This is a genomic window from Methylobacterium sp. NMS14P, from assembly GCF_028583545.1.
GTDB lineage: Bacteria > Pseudomonadota > Alphaproteobacteria > Rhizobiales > Beijerinckiaceae > Methylobacterium.
Window position 1 is genome coordinate 1,104,177 of the sequence record NZ_CP087106.1, and the last position, 16,811, is coordinate 1,120,987.

The 16,811-nt window shown below is 71.0% G+C and carries 18 protein-coding genes; 12 read left to right on the plus strand and 6 right to left on the minus strand.

Features of this window, described 5'->3' with window-relative positions:
* Positions 1-36 precede the first annotated feature (36 nt).
* Positions 37-324 carry a DUF3574 domain-containing protein gene (locus LOK46_RS05195; protein ID WP_273564542.1) on the plus strand — a complete coding sequence of 96 codons (288 nt, stop codon included), beginning with the start codon at positions 37-39 and terminating at the stop codon, positions 322-324.
* Between the two features lie 204 nt (positions 325-528).
* On the opposite strand, the gene LOK46_RS05200 is transcribed toward LOK46_RS05195, so the two are convergent.
* On the minus strand, positions 529-1,731 hold the full coding sequence (locus LOK46_RS05200) for an adenylate/guanylate cyclase domain-containing protein (protein WP_273562793.1): 1,203 nt from the start codon (positions 1,729-1,731) through the stop codon (positions 529-531).
* Between the two features lie 112 nt (positions 1,732-1,843).
* Between LOK46_RS05200 and LOK46_RS05205 the strand changes: the two genes are divergently transcribed.
* The 7 genes from LOK46_RS05205 (at position 1,844) to lpdA (ending at position 8,759) form a co-directional block, all read left to right on the plus strand.
* Positions 1,844-2,155 (plus strand): FtsB family cell division protein, encoded by a 312-nt coding sequence (locus LOK46_RS05205; protein ID WP_012317989.1) that lies wholly within the window; start codon positions 1,844-1,846, stop codon positions 2,153-2,155.
* Between the two features lie 171 nt (positions 2,156-2,326).
* Positions 2,327-3,412: a pyruvate dehydrogenase (acetyl-transferring) E1 component subunit alpha gene (gene pdhA, locus LOK46_RS05210; protein WP_273562794.1), complete on the plus strand. Its 1,086-nt coding sequence runs from the start codon at positions 2,327-2,329 to the stop codon at positions 3,410-3,412.
* 56 nt (positions 3,413-3,468) lie between these two features.
* Positions 3,469-4,911, plus strand: a complete 1,443-nt coding sequence (locus LOK46_RS05215; protein ID WP_273562795.1) for a pyruvate dehydrogenase complex E1 component subunit beta — start codon at positions 3,469-3,471, stop codon at positions 4,909-4,911.
* Between the two features lie 60 nt (positions 4,912-4,971).
* On the plus strand, positions 4,972-5,259 hold the full coding sequence (locus tag LOK46_RS05220; protein ID WP_273562796.1) for a DUF5076 domain-containing protein: 288 nt from the start codon (positions 4,972-4,974) through the stop codon (positions 5,257-5,259).
* Between the two features lie 15 nt (positions 5,260-5,274).
* Entirely contained in the window at positions 5,275-5,868 is a 594-nt protein-coding gene (locus tag LOK46_RS05225) for a Uma2 family endonuclease (protein ID WP_273562797.1), read from the plus strand.
* Positions 5,869-5,872: 4 nt separating this feature from the next.
* Positions 5,873-7,306 (plus strand): pyruvate dehydrogenase complex dihydrolipoamide acetyltransferase, encoded by a 1,434-nt coding sequence (locus LOK46_RS05230; protein WP_273562798.1) that lies wholly within the window; start codon positions 5,873-5,875, stop codon positions 7,304-7,306.
* A 13-nt stretch (positions 7,307-7,319) separates the two neighbouring features.
* Positions 7,320-8,759: a dihydrolipoyl dehydrogenase gene (gene lpdA / locus LOK46_RS05235; protein WP_273562799.1), complete on the plus strand. Its 1,440-nt coding sequence runs from the start codon at positions 7,320-7,322 to the stop codon at positions 8,757-8,759.
* 60 nt (positions 8,760-8,819) lie between these two features.
* On the opposite strand, the gene LOK46_RS05240 is transcribed toward lpdA, so the two are convergent.
* The gene (locus LOK46_RS05240; RefSeq protein ID WP_273562800.1) at positions 8,820-8,993 is read right to left on the minus strand and encodes a hypothetical protein; all 174 of its coding nucleotides are present in this window, start codon (positions 8,991-8,993) and stop codon (positions 8,820-8,822) included.
* A 168-nt stretch (positions 8,994-9,161) separates the two neighbouring features.
* Complete coding sequence (locus LOK46_RS05245; RefSeq protein WP_273562801.1) at positions 9,162-9,380, minus strand: hypothetical protein; 219 nt, start codon at positions 9,378-9,380, stop codon at positions 9,162-9,164.
* 224 nt (positions 9,381-9,604) lie between these two features.
* Here LOK46_RS05245 and LOK46_RS05250 point away from each other — a divergent pair, with 224 nt between their 5' ends.
* Complete coding sequence (locus LOK46_RS05250) at positions 9,605-10,621, plus strand: threo-3-hydroxy-L-aspartate ammonia-lyase (protein ID WP_443192866.1); 1,017 nt, start codon at positions 9,605-9,607, stop codon at positions 10,619-10,621.
* Positions 10,622-10,753: 132 nt separating this feature from the next.
* Complete coding sequence (locus LOK46_RS05255) at positions 10,754-11,131, plus strand: HesB/IscA family protein (protein ID WP_273562803.1); 378 nt, start codon at positions 10,754-10,756, stop codon at positions 11,129-11,131.
* A 264-nt stretch (positions 11,132-11,395) separates the two neighbouring features.
* Here the strand turns inward: LOK46_RS05255 and LOK46_RS05260 are convergent, their stop codons facing one another.
* The 3 genes from LOK46_RS05260 to LOK46_RS05270 form a co-directional block, all read right to left on the minus strand.
* Positions 11,396-12,454 (minus strand): GGDEF domain-containing protein, encoded by a 1,059-nt coding sequence (locus tag LOK46_RS05260; protein WP_273562804.1) that lies wholly within the window; start codon positions 12,452-12,454, stop codon positions 11,396-11,398.
* Positions 12,455-12,555: 101 nt separating this feature from the next.
* Positions 12,556-14,136 carry a DEAD/DEAH box helicase gene (locus tag LOK46_RS05265; protein ID WP_273562805.1) on the minus strand — a complete coding sequence of 527 codons (1,581 nt, stop codon included), beginning with the start codon at positions 14,134-14,136 and terminating at the stop codon, positions 12,556-12,558.
* Positions 14,137-14,345: 209 nt separating this feature from the next.
* The gene (locus LOK46_RS05270; RefSeq protein WP_273562806.1) at positions 14,346-14,738 is read right to left on the minus strand and encodes a hypothetical protein; all 393 of its coding nucleotides are present in this window, start codon (positions 14,736-14,738) and stop codon (positions 14,346-14,348) included.
* A gap of 450 nt (positions 14,739-15,188) precedes the next feature.
* Here LOK46_RS05270 and LOK46_RS05275 point away from each other — a divergent pair, with 450 nt between their 5' ends.
* Both LOK46_RS05275 and LOK46_RS05280 read left to right on the plus strand, forming a co-directional pair.
* Positions 15,189-16,055 (plus strand): outer membrane protein, encoded by an 867-nt coding sequence (locus LOK46_RS05275; protein ID WP_273562807.1) that lies wholly within the window; start codon positions 15,189-15,191, stop codon positions 16,053-16,055.
* 216 nt (positions 16,056-16,271) lie between these two features.
* On the plus strand, positions 16,272-16,766 hold the full coding sequence (locus LOK46_RS05280) for a PRC-barrel domain-containing protein (protein WP_273562808.1): 495 nt from the start codon (positions 16,272-16,274) through the stop codon (positions 16,764-16,766).
* The last annotated feature ends 45 nt before the right edge of the window (positions 16,767-16,811 follow it).

Genomic DNA, 16,811 nt, shown 5'->3' on the forward strand with positions numbered 1-16,811 from the left:
GCCCGCCCGACGCTCAGCGCGCAGCTGCTGTTCGGCCTGTCGCGGCCGGACGGCGGCCGCGTCCCGGGCGCGGCCTTCGACCGGTTCCTGGCCGAGCGGATCACCCCGCGCTTCCCGGACGGGCTGACAGTCTTCGCCGGTCGGGGCCAGTGGCGCGGGCCGGACGGACGGATCGTCCACGAGGCCGCCCGCATCGTCCTGATCGTCACCGAACCGACGCCCGAGGCGGTGGCGGCCCTGCGTGAGATCCAGGAGGCTTACCGGCGCCGCTTCGCGCAGGGGGCGGTCGGACTGGTGCTGCAGCGGAGCTGCGCGCTGTTCTGAGGCAGTCGGCGAGGCACTCCCCCTCGCTGCCCACGCATCGCAGCCGCTTCGCCCCGTCATTCCGGGGCCGCGCAGCGGAGCCCGGAACCCAGGTCCGCTGTCGGAGCGAGATCTGGGCGCGTCGGCTTGTCTGGATTGCCCGCCCCCGGCGTGCCCCTCCGGGTCCGGGCTCGCCTGCGGCGCCCCGGAATGATGGCGCCCGCCTCAGGTCATCGCCGCACCGGACGGCTCCCCCGGCACGGTCCAGACCCGCATCGGCCGCGACAGGCCCCGCAGCTCGATCGTCCCGACGGGCTCCAGCGGCCGGGCGCACCGTTCGGCGAAGGAGTCCGAAACGAGGAGCTCGTGGCCGAGGGCCGCGCACTGGCTCTCGATCCGGCTGGCCTCGTTGACCGCCCGCCCGATGATCGTGAAGTCGAGGCGCCGCTCGGTCCCGACATTGCCGTAGATGACCGTCCCGAAATGCACGACGCACTCGGCCGGGAGTTCGGGCAGCCCCGCGGCGCGGCGGCGGGCGTTGAGCGCCGCGTTGGCGGTGAGCCCCTCGATCGCGGCGTCGAGGGCGCCGCCGCAGACCGGGCAGGGCAGGGTGTCGGCGTCCGGGACCGGGAAGATCGCCAGGAAGCCGTCGCCTAAGAATTTCAGGATCTCGCCGCCGTGCCGTGCCACCGGGTCGCCGAGGGCGTCGAAATGCTCGTTGAGCCACGTGACCATGTCGGCCGGATCCACCCGGTCGGCCAGGGCCGTGAAGCCGCGCAGGTCGGTCAGCAGGATCGCGGCCGGCACGGCCCGTCCCTCGCCCCGCCGGATCTGGCCGTCGAGGATGCGCTCGGCGGTGGATCGGCCGAGATAGGTGGCCGACACTTCCCGGAACGTGTGGGCGAGTCCCATCTTGGCCATCGCCAGCGTCAGGAACGGCAGGACACCGGCGATCGCGGCGAGGTCCGCCTCGGTGAAACCGGCGGCGGCGCGGGTGCAGAACGAGACCGCGATGCCCCGCAGCGCGGTGCCGGGGGCGAACTCGGCGATGTGCAGCACGTAGTCGACGCCGCCCTGCGCCCCGAGGGCTTTCAGGACCGGGAAGTCCACCGCCAGCCCGGGCGCGTCGAGGCGCCAGCGGCCGAAGGTCTCGCCCGTCTCCACCAGGGCGTAGACGGGGCTCAGGAGCCAGTCGCTCTCCTCGTCGGCGCCGTGGGCGTTGGCGACGAAGGACATGCCCTCGCCCGCGTGCCAGTTCAGGCTGACGCCGCGCAGCGTCGGGTCCAGGGCCGGCGCCATGACGCTGACCCGCCAGACGGGGAGGCCGGCCTCGACCAGCGACTCGCAGAAGCCCGCGAGCAGGGTGTCGTGGTCGTCGGTCGCCGTGGCGTGCGCGGCGATCCAGCGTCCCAGATGCGTCAGGTCCATGCCTCAGGCTCGCCCCTGTTCGTCCCGGCCGCGGTCCGGCCCCGTCGCGGTCCTGTCCCGACCGCGGCGCGGTCGAAAAGAACCGTTAACCTTTCCGCGCGAGGGTCGCGCCATGGTCGTGCGCCGCCGAGTCAGAATGGTCGTGTTGCCGCTGGGTCTCTGGACCCTGTCGGCGCTCGTGGTCGGCTATTTCGTGTGGCAGGCCGAGAGTGGCAACCGCGGCCTCGAGGCCAAGAAGGCCCTTAAGATCCGCGCCTACGGCCTCAGCCAGGAGCTCGCCGCCGTGAAGGCCGAGCGCGCCGTCTGGGAGCATCGGGTGAACCTGCTCAAGAGCGACCAGATCGACCGCGACCTCTTGGAGGAGCGTGCCCGGATCGTCCTGGGCCGGGTCCACGCCAACGACGTGGTCATCATCACGCCCTGACAGTTCCGCGGAGGTCCCGCGATTGACCCGCGGAAGTCCAGGGGCCCGTTTTCCTTAGTCCCGAAAGTCTTCTGACAAGAGCGGCTTCCTGTCAGAGCGGCAGCCCTCGCTTTCCAATCGTCGCTGTCCTACACCCCCACGAAGTCGCGTGGAATCACGGGGAGAGCGCCGATGGACGCCGCCAAGGAGCCTGCCAAGGAGCCCGCAAAGGACGCGTCGTCCGCGCCGGTGCAGGCCGCGAGCCCTCAGGCCGCCGAGGCGCACCGCCCCGCGCCGAACATGCCCCAGTTCACGCGGGACGAGGATCTCCACGCCTATCACGAGATGCTGCTGATCCGGCGCTTCGAGGAGAAGGCCGGCCAGCTCTACGGCATGGGCCTGATCGGCGGGTTCTGCCACCTCTACATCGGCCAGGAGGCCGTGGTGATCGGCATGCAGATGGCCTCGGTCGAGGGCGACCAGGTCATCACCGGCTACCGCGACCACGGCCACATGCTCGCCTGCGGCATGGACCCGAAGGGCGTCATGGCCGAGCTGACCGGCCGCCGCGGCGGCTACAGCCGCGGCAAGGGCGGCTCGATGCACATGTTCAGCCGCGAGAAGCAGTTCTTCGGCGGCCACGGCATCGTCGGCGCGCAGGTCTCCCTCGGCACCGGCCTCGCCTTCGCCGACCATTACCGGGAGAACGGCAAGGTCAGCCTGACCTACATGGGCGACGGCGCCGCCAACCAGGGCCAGGTCTACGAGAGCTTCAACATGGCCGCGCTCTGGAAGCTGCCGGTCGTCTACGTGATCGAGAACAACCGTTACGCCATGGGCACCTCGGTGGCCCGGGCCTCGGCGCAGACCGACTTCTCGAAGCGCGGCCTCTCCTTCGGCATCCCGGGCGAGCAGGTCGACGGCATGGACGTCCGCACCGTCCGCGAGGCCGCGACCCGGGCGATCGAGCACGCCCGCACCGGCCAGGGCCCGTACATCCTGGAGATGCAGACCTACCGCTATCGCGGCCACTCCATGTCCGATCCGGCCAAGTACCGGACCAAGGACGAGGTCTCGAAGATGCGCGACGAGCACGACCCGATCGAGATGGTGCGCAAGCGCCTGCTCGAGCTGCACGGCGTGCCGGAGGCCGATCTGAAGGCCACCGACGCCAAGGTCCGCGAGACGGTCAACGCCTCGGCCGAGTTCGCCACCAACGATCCCGAGCCGGATCCGTCCGAGCTCTGGACCGACATCCTGCTCGAAGCGCACGCCTGAGCGCGGACGACAAAGCTGGCCGCCCCCCCAACGAAAAGACGACCGCAGAGCTGAGCATGGCGACCGACATCCTGATGCCCGCCCTCTCGCCCACCATGGAGGAGGGCAAGCTCGCCAAGTGGCTGAAGAAGGAGGGCGATCCGATCAGGTCCGGCGACGTGCTGGCCGAGATCGAGACCGACAAGGCCACCATGGAGGTGGAGGCGATCGACGAGGGCATCCTCGCCAAGATCCTGATCGCCGAGGGCACCGAGGGCGTCGCGGTCAACACGCCGATCGCCGTCATCGCCGGCGAGGGCGAGGATCCGGCGAGCGTCCAGTCGGGCGGCGGCGCCAAGCCCAACGGCAGCGGCGGCCATCCGGCCCCGACGCCCGACATGCAGGCCGAGGGCATGGCCGACAAGGCCGCCCCCGCCGCCAAGACCGGCGACGACGCCCCCAAGGCGCCGGCCGCGCCGGCCGTCATCACCAACAAGGCCCAAGAGCCGGTGATGGAGGAGTTCCCGGCCGACACGCCGATGGTCACCCAGACCGTCCGCGAGGCCCTGCGGGACGCCATGGCCGAGGAGATGCGCCGCGACGGCGACGTCTTCGTCATGGGCGAGGAGGTCGCCGAGTATCAGGGCGCCTACAAGGTCACCCAGAACCTGCTGCAGGAATTCGGGCCGAAGCGCGTCGTCGACACCCCGATCACCGAGCACGGCTTCGCGGGCATCGGCGTGGGCGCGGCGCTGGCCGGCCTGAAGCCGATCGTCGAGTTCATGACCTTCAACTTCGCCATGCAGGCGATCGATCACATCATCAACTCGGCGGCCAAGACCCTGTACATGTCCGGCGGCCAGCTCGGCTGCCCGATCGTGTTCCGCGGGCCCAACGGCGCCGCCGCCCGGGTCGCCGCCCAGCACAGCCACGATTATTCCGCGTGGTACTCCAACGTGCCGGGTCTCAAGGTGATCGCGCCCTACACGGCGTCCGACGCCAAGGGCCTGCTCAAGGCCGCGATCCGCGACCCGAACCCGATCATCTTCCTCGAGAACGAGATCCTGTACGGGCAGTCCTTCCCGGTACCGAAGCTCGACGACTTCGTGCTGCCGATCGGCAAGGCGAAGATCCACCGCACCGGCAGCGACGTGACGATCGTGTCCTTCGCGATCGGCATGACCTACGCCCTCAAGGCCGCGCAGGCGCTGGCCGAGCAGGGCATCGAGGCCGAGGTGATCGACCTGCGCACGATCCGCCCGATGGACACCGAGACGGTGGTGGAGTCGGTGAAGAAGACGGGCCGCTGCATCACCGTGGAGGAGGGCTTCCCGCAATCCGGCGTCGGCGCCGAGATCGTGGCCCGCCTGATGGTCGACGCCTTCGACTTCCTGGACGCGCCGGTCCTGCGCATCACCGGCAAGGACGTGCCGATGCCCTACGCGGCCAACCTCGAGAAGCTGGCCCTGCCGACGGTGGCGGAGGTCGTCGAGGCCGCCAAGAGCGTCTGCTACAAGTGACGGGCGCGCGGGCGACGCTGTCGCCCGCCCCGGCCAGGATCGAGGAACAGCCGGCGCGCCATGAGCCAGGATTCCAGCACCGACTTCGCCGAACTCGCTATCCCGCCCGATGCCCTCGAACAGGGCGGCATCGAGGTGCTGCGCGCGGCCGTGGTGGATGGCGCGGTCAGCGTGGCGCTCCGCCGCTCCTTCGACGACCCGGCGACCTGGGGCCGGCTGCTGATCGACCTCGCCCGGCAGGCGGCCCGCGCCTACGCGCTGGAGACCGACATGTCAGAGGAGGAGGCGCTGGAGCGCATCCGCGCCGGGTGGGAGGCCGAGGGGCTCGACCCCGGCGGCCTCAACTGACGATGGCGGCCGACCATGGCTGAGGCGGCTGTCCGGCAAGCGACCTACGCGGATCTGGAGGCGGTCCCGGAGCATCGCGTCGCCGCGATCATCGACGGCGTGCTGGAGACGCATCCGCGGCCTAGGCCGCGGCACGGCATTGCCGCGGCCCACCTGTCGGGAGAGCTGGATCGGCCGTTCGCACGCAGCCGCGGCGGTCCCGGCGGATGGGTCTTCATCATCGAGCCCGAGCTTCACCTTGGATCCCAGGTGGTCGTGCCCGATCTTGCGGGCTGGCGCCGCGAGCGGATGCCGACCGAACCCGAGGATGCTTTCATCGAGACGCCTCCGGATTGGGTCTGCGAGATCCTCGCGCCGTCAACGACTCGCCTCGATCGCGGGCCGAAGCGCCGGATCTATGCAGGGTCCGGCGTCGGCCATCTCTGGCTGCTCGACCCGGCGGCCGGCGTACTCGAAGGCTTCGCCCTCGCGGACGGGCGCTGGGTACTCCCCGCCACGGTCCAGCGCGGCGAGACCGTGGCCCTGCCGCCGTTCGACGCCGTCCCGTTCCCCCTCGACGACCTCTTCCCCTTCGACGATCCGGCCGCCCCGGCCTTGCCCGAGACCTGATGCCATGCCGATCAACGTGCTGATGCCCGCGCTCTCCCCGACCATGGAGAAGGGCAACCTCGCCAAGTGGCTCAAGAAGGAGGGCGACGCGATCAAGTCCGGCGACGTGCTGGCCGAGATCGAGACCGACAAGGCCACCATGGAGGTGGAGGCCATCGACGAGGGCGTCCTCGCCAAGATCCTCGTCCCCGAGGGCACCGCGGACGTGCCGGTCAACGACCTGATCGCCATCATCGCCGCCGAGGGCGAGGACCCGTCGAGCGTGCAGGCCGGCGGCGCGCCGAAGGCCGCCTCGAACGGCGCGGCCAAGGCCGAGTCCAAGCCGGAGCCCAAGTCCGACGCGTCGGCCGCGGCGCAGAACACCACGCCCGGCGGCGGCCACATGTCGTACGAGCGGGTGAACGCCGCACCGGAGGGCGCGCAGCCGAGCGGCGCTCCGCAGGGTGGCGCGCAGGCCGGCTCGGGCGGCCGGGTCTTCGCCTCGCCGCTCGCCCGGCGCATCGCCAAGCAGGAGGGCGTCGATCTCGGCGCCGTCCAGGGCAGCGGGCCGCACGGCCGCATCATCGCCCGCGACGTCCAGGCCGCGAAGGCCTCCGGCGCCACCAAGGCGCCCGCCGCCGCGCAGCCCGCCGCCGAGGCGCCGAAGGCCGCTGCCCCCGCCCCGAAGGCCGCCCCCGCGGGCGGCGCGCCGGCCGGGCTCACGACCGATCAGGTCAAGGGCTTCTTCGCCAAGGATGCCTACGAGGAAGTCCCCCTCGACGGCATGCGCAAGACCATCGCCAAGCGCCTCACCGAGGCGATGCAGGTCGCCCCGCACTTCTACCTGACGGTGGATTGCGAGCTCGACGCGCTGATGAAGCTGCGCGAGACGCTGAACGGCTCCGCCGGCAAGGACAAGGACGGCAAGCCCGCCTTCAAGCTCTCGGTGAACGACTTCGTCATCAAAGCGATGGGCCTCGCGCTGACCCGCGTCCCGGCCGCCAACGCGGTCTGGGCCGAGGACCGGATCCTGCGCTTCAAGCACGCCGAGGTCGGCGTCGCGGTGGCGATCGACGGCGGGCTGTTCACCCCGGTGATCCGCCGGGCGAACGAGAAGACGCTCTCGACCATCTCCAACGAGATGAAGGACTTCGCCGCACGGGCGCGTGCCAAGAAGCTGAAGCCCGAGGAGTACCAGGGCGGCGTCACCTCGGTGTCGAACCTCGGCATGTTCGGGATCAAGCACTTCACCGCGGTGATCAACCCGCCGCAATCGAGCATCCTGGCGGTGGGTGCGGGCGAGAAGCGCGTCGTCGTGAAGGACGGGGCGCCGGCCGTGGTCCAGGTCATGACCTGCACCCTGTCGTGCGACCATCGGGTGCTCGACGGGGCGCTCGGCGCGGAGCTGGTCTCGGCCTTCAAGGGGCTGATCGAGAACCCGATGGGCATGCTGGTCTGAGCCGGAGCACACGATGTCCGACACCTACGACGTCCTCATCATCGGCGCCGGGCCCGGCGGCTACGTCACCGCGATCCGCGCGGCGCAGCTCGGCTTCAAGACCGCCGTGGTCGACCGCGAGCACCTGGGCGGCATCTGCCTGAACTGGGGCTGCATCCCCACCAAGGCCCTGCTCCGCTCGGCCGAGATCTTCCACTACTTCCAGCACCCCGGCGATTACGGGCTGACGGCCGACAAGGTCGGGTTCGACACGGCCGCCATCGTGAAGCGCTCCCGCGGCGTCTCGGCCCGGCTCAACGGCGGCGTCGGCATGCTGCTCAAGAAGAACAAGGTCGACGTGATCTGGGGCGAGGCCTCGGTCGACAGCGCCGCGCAGGGCAACCAGCCCGGCCAGGTCACCGTGAAGGAGACGAAGCGCGCCGAGGCGCCGAAGGGCGCCAAGGGCGCCGGCACCTACCAGGCCAAGCACATCATCGTGGCGACCGGCGCGCGTCCGCGCGCGATCCCCGGGATCGAGCCCGACAAGAAGCTGATCTGGACCTACTACGAGGCCATGGTCCCCGAGACGATGCCCAAGAGCCTGCTGGTGATGGGCTCCGGCGCCATCGGCATCGAGTTCGCCTCGTTCTACCGCACCATGGGCGCCGAGGTGACCGTGGTGGAGCTGCTGCCGCAGATCCTGCCCGTGGAGGATGCCGAGATCGCCGGCCTCGCCCGCAAGCGCTTCGAGAAGCAGGGCATCAAGATCCTCACCGGCGCCAAGGTCACGAAGGTCGAGAAGGGCGCCGATTCGGTCACCGCCACCGTCGAGGGCGGCGACGGCAAGACCCAGCAGATCACGGCCGAGAAGCTGATCTCGGCGGTTGGCGTGGTCGGCAACATCGAGAATATCGGTCTCGAGAAGCTCGGGGTGAAGATCGACCGCGGGATCGTGGTGACGGACGGGCTCGGCCGCACCAACGTGCCCGGCCTCTACGCGATCGGCGACGTCGCCGGCCCGCCGATGCTCGCCCACAAGGCCGAGCACGAGGGCGTCATCTGCATCGAGACCATCAAGGGCCTGCACACCCACCCGATGGACAAGGCCAAGATCCCGGGCTGCACCTATTGCCAGCCGCAGATCGCCAGCGTCGGGCTGACCGAGGCCAAGGCCAAGGAGCAGGGGTTCTCGGTGAAGGTCGGCCGGTTCCCGTTCGCGGGCAACGGCAAGGCGATCGCGCTGGGCGAGCCGGACGGGCTGATCAAGACCGTGTTCGACGCCAAGACCGGCCAGCTGCTCGGCGCCCACATGGTCGGCGCCGAGGTGACCGAGCTGATCCAGGGCTACGTGGTGGCGATGAACCTGGAGAGCACCGAGGAGGAGCTGATGCACACGGTGTTCCCGCACCCGACGCTCAGCGAGATGATGCACGAGAGCGTGCTCGACGCCTACGGCAAGGTGATCCACACCTGATCGGCGGCCGAAGCGGCGCGCGGGTCGGACGTGGGTCCGACCCGCGCCGCCACCGACCGGTCAGTGCGGACCGGACCGCGCCGCGAGCGTCAGGCTCACGGCCTGGAACAGCAGGATCACCAGAACCGTCGCCACGCTGCCGCCGATCGGGATCAGCAGCAGGGCGAACAGCGGATCGAGCCCCCGGACGAGCAGGAGCGTGATGCAGCTGCCGATCACAGAGGCGATGGTCATCCGAAAGATGCAGCATTCGGACGGTTGCATGCGCCCTCCAATCAGGCCCCCGTCGGGAGTTTGACGAGCCGCGCCCGGTCATGCAACCGGAGATAGTACTTAGTCGAAAATCAATCTGAGATCATGGATCTGAGGCGACTCTGAGGCGTCCGACACCGGTCCTGAACCTCAGCGGTGCCCGCGATCCACGGGCTCGGCCTGGTCCGGAGACGGTACGTAGGCGCACCACTCGCAGATCCCGCGCTCCGCGCCGCGCTGCGCGTTGCGCTGGGAGCAGAGTGGGCAGACGAGCAGGATCAGCCGCGTGCCGGAGCGCAGCGCCAGCCCGCGCCCCCGGAAGGTGACCTCGGTCGTCGCGTCGCACGAGGCCCGGTCCCGGGCGCTCACGGCGCGACTCCGTCGTCGCGTAGCCGCTGCGCGGGCCTGCACGTGGTCTCGATGGCCATGGCGATGCCGCCCCCCAGCGTTCCTGCCAAGTTGTCGCTGGGTATAAGCGGCGAGCCGGCGAATGGCTCCGCTTGCGCATGTGAATCGGCCGGATGCATGCGGGCCGAAACGCCCGTATGAGGGGCTGCGGCCCGCTTCTTCCGGTGCGGCGCCGGGCGGATGGGATGCAGGCGACGATGCACGACACCCAGCAGGGCGAACCCGGTGCGGCGGCTGGCGGCCTTCCCACGTTCGCCGACGTGGCCCGCGCCGCGGAGCGGATCGCCGGGGCCGCGCACCGCACCCCGGTCCTGACCTCGCGCACGGCGGACGCGATGACCGGCGGCCGCCTGTTCTTCAAGGCGGAGAACCTGCAGCGGGCCGGCGCCTTCAAGTTCCGCGGCGCCTACAACGCGATCAGCGCCCTGCCGGAGGCGGCCCGTACCCGCGGGGTGATCACCTACTCCTCCGGCAACCACGCCCAGGCGATCGCGCTGGCGAGCCGGCTGCTCGGGGCGCCCGCCACCATCATCATGCCGGGCGACGCCCCCGCGGCGAAGATCGCCGCCACCCGCGGCTACGGCGCCGAGGTGGTCCTGTACGACCGCTACACCCAGGATCGCGAGGCCCTCGGCAGCGAGATCGCCGAGGCCCGCGGCCTGACGCTGATCCCGCCCTTCAACCATCCCGACGTCATCGCCGGGCAGGGGACGCTGGCGCAGGAGCTGATCGAGACGGCCGGCCCCCTCGACGTGCTGGTGGCCTGCCTCGGCGGCGGCGGACAGCTCGCGGGCTGCGCGCTCGCCGCCGCCGCGCTGTCGCCGGGCTGCCGGGTGATCGGCGTCGAGCCGGAGGCGGGCAATGACGGGCAGCGCTCGTTCCGCGAGGGCAGAGTCGTCACGATCCCGGTGCCCCGCACCATCGCCGACGGGGCGCAGTCGACGGCGCTGGGCGACCTGACCTTCGCGATCATCCGCGCGCAGGTGTCCGACATCCTCACCGTCACCGACGCGCAGCTCGTCGAGACCATGCGGTTCTTCGCCAGCCGGATGAAGCTCGTGGTCGAGCCGACCGGCTGCCTCGCGGCGGCGGCGGTGCTGAGCGGCCTCGTGGACGTCAAGGACAGGCGCGTCGGCGTGGTGATCAGCGGCGGCAACGTCGACCTGGCGGCCTTCGCGCGGCTGACCGGTGAGGCGGCCTGAGGCGGGCTCGGGCGGCGATTGCCGGACCGGTGTGACCCCGCCGCGGTGGACCGGCCCCGAGGCAATGCTTATCTTGTGCGCGTCAGAGTGCGCGTCCCCGGGCCTTGAACCCGGATGGGCGGGAGGGTGACGATGTCCGCTGGTTTCAAGGTTCTCTCGCTGACCGATCGCGCCGCCGATCGGATCAAGGCGATCATGGCGGACGCCGACCGGCCGATCGCCGGGCTGCGCGTCGGCGTCCGGAACGGCGGCTGCGCCGGGATGTCCTACACGATGGAATATGCCGAGGCGGCCAAGCCCGGCGAGGACGTGGTCGAGGATCGCGGCGTGCGCGTGTTCGTCGATCCGAAGGCGGTGCTGTTCCTGCTCGGCACCGAGATGGATTTCACCACCAACAAGCTGGCGTCGCAGTTCGTGTTCAACAATCCGAACCAGACGTCGGCCTGCGGCTGCGGCGAGTCCGTGGCGATCACGCCGGTCTCGGCGGACCGCCTGCCCGCGCAGGCCTGAGGGCTCCGCGCGGGTCGGCGCGGGCGACCGCGCAAGCCGCCCCGGCTCCGGCGGAGCCGAGGGTTCCGCGCTCCCGAACGGGCATCCCGGTCGTGCAGCCCGACGACCGGTGGTCCGCGCCGTCGTTCCGCGACGCCCCAGGCGAGGCCGGCCTCCGGCATCGCCGTCGCTGAAGATCGTGCCGCGTCGGCGGGGCTGTCTGCCGGGCTCCGCCGCGCGGCCCCGGGAGACGGGTGAAGCGGCCGCGACGCGGTCGGACCCGGCCTAGGCCACCTGCGACAGCGACTCGGCGGCGTCGTCCAGGAAGCGATTCCGGCCGGCGCGCTTCGCCGCGAACATGCACAGGTCGGCCCGCTCCATCAGCGAGGCCGGCGTGTCGCCGGGGCGCAGCACCGCGACGCCCAGGGAGATGGTGACCTTGCCGAGCGATTCGCCGGTCGAGCGCTTGACCAGCTCGCGTCCCATGACGCTGGCGCGGACCGTCTCGGCCACCTGCTTGGCCACCGCCCGGTCGGCCCCCGGCAGGATGATCCCGAACTCCTCGCCGCCGAACCGGGCGAGCTGCGCCTGCTTGCCGGCATTCTCGCGCATCACGATCGCCACGAGCCGCAGGACCTGGTCGCCCGTGAGATGACCGTACAGGTCGTTGAAGCGCTTGAAGAAGTCGATGTCGAGGATGATCAGGCTCATGGGCGTGCTGCGCGCCCGCGCCGTCTCCATGGACGCCTTCAGCGTCTCCTCGAAATGCTTGCGGTTCGCCAGCCCCGTCAGGGCGTCGGTCAGGCTCTCGCGCCGGGTCGCCTCGAGCTTCTCGCGCAGCGTCTCGATCTCGCTGCGGGTCTCGCGCATGCGGGCTTCGAGGATCCGGTTGTTGGCGGCGACCTCCCGGGTCGTGGCGGCCAGGGTCGCGACGATCTCGCCGAACCGCGCCCGGCTCGGGACGCCCTGGGAGAGATCCTGCGCGACCCCGCGCAGGGACTCGCTGTACTGCGCCGTCGAGCCCAGGGAGAGGTCCAGGATCTCGGTGACGGCCGCGATCTCGCTGAGGACGACGCGGCTGACGTCGTCGGTCGTGCTCGCGAGGCGCCGCCCGTCGAGATAGGTCTCGTGCAGGTCGTCGATGTCGCCCTCGGTGAGGCAGCCGTTCTGGCTGGTGAGACGCTTCACGGCGTCGGCGAGGAGCGGCAGTTCCCCCGAGACGTAAGCGTACCAGACGGCGTAGGCGCGCGGCGTCGCGGAGGGGCCGTAATCGCGAATCAGATCGTGGCTGCGCTTCGCCAGCGCGAAGCTGCGATCGCGATCCGAATAGGTCTCCTGGCTCATCCGTATCCCGTGGTCCGGGGCGTCCGGCGCGCATGCGCCGTCACCCAGACTTGATATACGGCCGCCTGGTAGCCGGACAGTTAAGCCCAAACAGACGTCTGTTACTTATCCTTCTTCGCCAAGACTGGTCGAAGCAGGAATGCCGGAACGTGGGAGCCGAGGCCGACGGGCGTGTCCCCGTCCGCGTCGATCCGGCGCCCGCGCTCCTCGCGCCCGGACTCTCCGCCGCGGCCTGACGCGCGGCCCGGCGCGCGCGGCTCCGGACGGGTCTCGGGGCGGCTCTCAGAGCGGTTCTCGGGACGGTCGTCCGGGCGGCTCTCCGACCGCGCCGCGCCGCGGCCGCCGCGCGACCGGGTCGGACGCTCGCGGACCTCCTCGGCCTCGCCGGCGCTCCGGGCGCTCCTCTCGACGACGCCCTTGTCGGCGCCCCCCTTGTCGGCGCTCCCCTTGTCGGCGCCCCTGCCGCCGCTCTTGGCGGAGCGCGTGCCCCGACGCCCGTCGCTCGACCGGCCGCGGTGGCGCGTGCCGGTGTCGCCGGACGCGTCGGCCACGCTCGACAGGTCGCCATCGAGCCAGGAGATCGGCTGGCCGATCAGCGCCTCGATGGCGCCGAGGGAGCGCGTGTCGTCGGGGGCGACCAGCGTGTAGGCGGTGCCGCTCCGACCGGCGCGGCCAGTGCGACCGATCCGGTGGACGTAATCCTCCGGGTGATGCGGCACGTCGAAGTTGAAGACGTGGCTGACCGCCGGGATGTCGAGGCCGCGCGCCGCCACGTCGCTGGCGACCAGCAGGGCGGTCTCGCCGTTGCGGAACGCGTCGAGGGCCGTCGTGCGGGCGCGCTGGTCCATGTCGCCGTGAAGCGCCGCGGCGTCGAAGCCGTGGCTGACCAGGGACTTCTGCAGCAGCGCGACGTCGCGCTTGCGGTTGCAGAAGATGATGCCGTTCTTGAGCTCGGCCTCCCCGCGGATCAGGTCGCGCAGCCGCTCGCGCTTGGAATGGCCCTCGGAGCCGGTAGCGACGAGGCGCTGCGTGATTGTGGTCGCCGTGGAGGCGGGCCGGGCCACCTCGACCCGCTGCGGGTTGTGCAGGAACATGTCGGCCAGCCGCTCGATCTCCGGCGGCATGGTGGCCGAGAAGAACAGGGTCTGCCGGGTGAACGGCACCATCTTCACGATGCGCTCGATATCGGGGATGAACCCCATGTCGAGCATGCGGTCGGCCTCGTCGATGACCAGGAGCTCGACGCCGGTCAGCAGCAGCTTGCCGCGCTCGAAATGGTCGAGCAGGCGCCCCGGCGTGGCGATCAGCACGTCGGTGCCGCGCATCAGCTTGGCGTCCTGGTCGGCGAAGGAGACGCCGCCGATGATCAGCGCCACGTTGAGCTTGTGGTTGGTGCCGTAGCGGTCGAAATTCTCGACCACCTGGGCGGCCAGCTCGCGGGTCGGCTCCAGGATCAGCGTGCGCGGCATCCGGGCGCGGGCGCGGCCGTTCTCCAGCAGCGTCAGCATCGGCAGCGTGAAGGCCGCGGTCTTGCCGGTGCCGGTCTGGGCGATCCCGAGGACGTCGCGGCGCGCCAGCACGTGGGGGATGGCCTCGGCCTGGATCGGCGTCGGCTCTGTGTAACCCGCCGATTCGACGGCGTTCAGGACTTTCTCGCTCAGTCCCAGGTCGGAAAAAGGCATCTGCGTTCAGGAACCGTTGCGCGCCCGGCCGGCGCGAAGGACACCGTCGCGGCAACGGCTGGGAAAGGCTCGCGCGGGGCGCTCGGACGCTCCCGGGGCCGCGGGGCGCATGCTCCCTGTCAGTTAGGGCCTTGGCGCGACTTGTCAATCTCGCAGTGGCGACAGCGCGTGCCCGCGCACAGGGGATCGGCCGCGGGAACGGCCTCCGATCAGGGGCGGAGACGGTCGGGCGCGGGCGCGACGCAGGGGTCCAGGCGGGTTGTCCGAGCGGATCGCGCCGCCGCGATGGCGCCGGTCGTCTCGGGCTCGGCCATCGGCGGAAGCGCCGCCGTCGCGAGAGCGGCCCCCGGTATCGCGACGTCGGGCCGGCTCATCCGCGCGAGCTGATAGGCGCCGATCACCGCGACGATCCCGACCAGGCCCGCCACGCGCAACGCCCAGGGCAGGGGGCCCGCGACCCCGATCGGCTTCGCGCGCGCCGCCCGCGCAGAAGTTGAACCGGCCTGCGAACCGGCCTGCGAACCGGCTTGCGGGTCGGGCGCGGCCACGACGGTCCGGCGCTTGCCGAAGGTCGTCCGGTTCGGATCGTCGGGGCTCCGCATGGACAGCAATCTCCGCCGGCCGGGACCGGGGTTCGGCGCGGGGCGCGATGGGGGATCGCGGACGAGTCCGCGTGCGGCGGACCTTCGGGCAACAGGGTTAACCGAGCGCTTACGAACCCGCGCCTTTCTCGCCAAAGTTGTGCCGGAATAAAACGTTCGCTCCAGGGCGGCCCAGCAGAGACCTCGGGCGATCTCGCCCGGATCGCGGCGGCGTCCGCCAATATGCGCGACGCGCAACGCAGATACTCTTCCGGCCTTTTGCAACTGTCCGCGCCCGGGCGAGGCGCGCGGCCGGTCCGTCTGCTGTGGGACGGGGCCGCCTAGTCTTCATCTTTCGTTGACGAGATGTCCCTAGCCTGAGGAGGCTTGTTGCAGGAAAGCGACAGACCCGCCATCCGAGAGCGCCTAGAAGGCTGCCGGCTCAAGCTAACCCCAGGACCGAACACCACCATGAAGAAGCTTCTCCTCGCATCCACCGTCCTCGCCGGCATGACCGCCGCGGCGTCCGCCGCCGACCTGCCGCGCCGCGCCGCGCCGCCGCCGGTGTTCACGCCGGTGCCGGTGTTCACCTGGACCGGCTTCTACTTCGGTGTGAACGCCGGCTACGGCTTCGACGCCAACAGCCGCAACACCAGCAACTACGCCCTGCCCGGCGGCTCGCTGATCAACTCGCCCGGCACCGCCGGCGTCGTCAGCGTCAACAACCGCAGCAACAACGACGGCTTCTCGGGCGGCGCCCAGATCGGCTACAACTACCAGTTCACGCCCGGCTCCGGCGTCGTGATCGGCTTCGAGGCCGATGCCCAGTACGTCGACTTCGCTCGCCGCGCCAACGCCACCCAGAACTACGCCTTCGGCGGCGCCCCGGGCATCGCGTTCGCCGCCCCGCGCGCCTTCGTCGCCACGAGCGGGAACGGGCTGGACTACTTCGGCACGGTGCGCGGCCGCCTCGGCTACGCCTTCGACCGCACCCTCGTGTACGGCACCGGCGGCTTCGCCTACGGCTCGGGCCAGGACGACCAGAACTTCTCCGGCAACCGCTTCCGCGACAGCTTCCGCACCGGCTGGGCCGCCGGCGGCGGCATCGAGTACGCCCTGCCGACCGACTCGTTCCTGAACTTCTTCCGCTCGAACGCCGTGACCCTGAAGGTCGAAGGTCTGTACGTCAGCCTCGACCGCCAGAAGAACGCCGCCGGCGGCGTGTTCTACGGCAACCTCCTGCCCCCGAACGGCACCGCCTACCTCAACGGCGCCGCCGCCAAGACCGAGTTCGCCGTCGTCCGCGCCGGCCTGAACTACAAGTTCGGCTCGTACTGAGATCGAATGCCGGAGCCGGCTCGCCCGGCTCCGCGCACCGAAAGGGCCCGGCCGCAAGGCCGGGCCCTTTCGCGTTCCGGGGCCGCCGGTCGACCGGTCCGAGTGCGACAGGGACGGCCGGAACCGCGCGCGCCGCCCGCGATTGAGACCGCGGCGCCCCACAGGGATCCGGACAGGGCCTTCCACGCAGGGAGCGGGCGCGCGGAGCGATCAGCCATGCGAAGCCGAATCCTTCTCCTGTCGCTCGCCGCCCTCGGCCTGGCCGGCGCACCGGCCGCCGCGCAGGACGCCAGCGTGATCGGCAAGGACACGATCCTGCCGGGCACGGGGCCGGGCACCTCGACGGACGGCAAGGGGGTGGGGCGGCTGATGGAGGCGGCGAGCGCCGAGGACGCCGCCAAGCGTCAGGGGCTCAAGCCCGTCAGCTTCCTGACCACGAAGATGATCGGCGTGACGGTGCGCAACGCCGCGGGCGACAGCGTCGGCAAGATCGAGGACCTCCTGATCACCGACGGCGGGACGCTCAGGGCCGTGGTGATCGATGTCGGCGGCTTCCTGGGCCTCGGCAGCAAGCTCATCGCGGTCGAGCCGGGGGCCCTGGTGCTGCGGCCCGGCGGCGACCGGTTCTCTGCGGTCCTCAACATGGGCAAAGACGCGGTGGCGGCGGCCCAGCCCTTCGACCCGGCCAAGGTGATCGCGCCGCCGCGCTAGGCCGCGACCGGAGCCCGTCTCGGCGAGCGGAGCGCAGCAACCCAG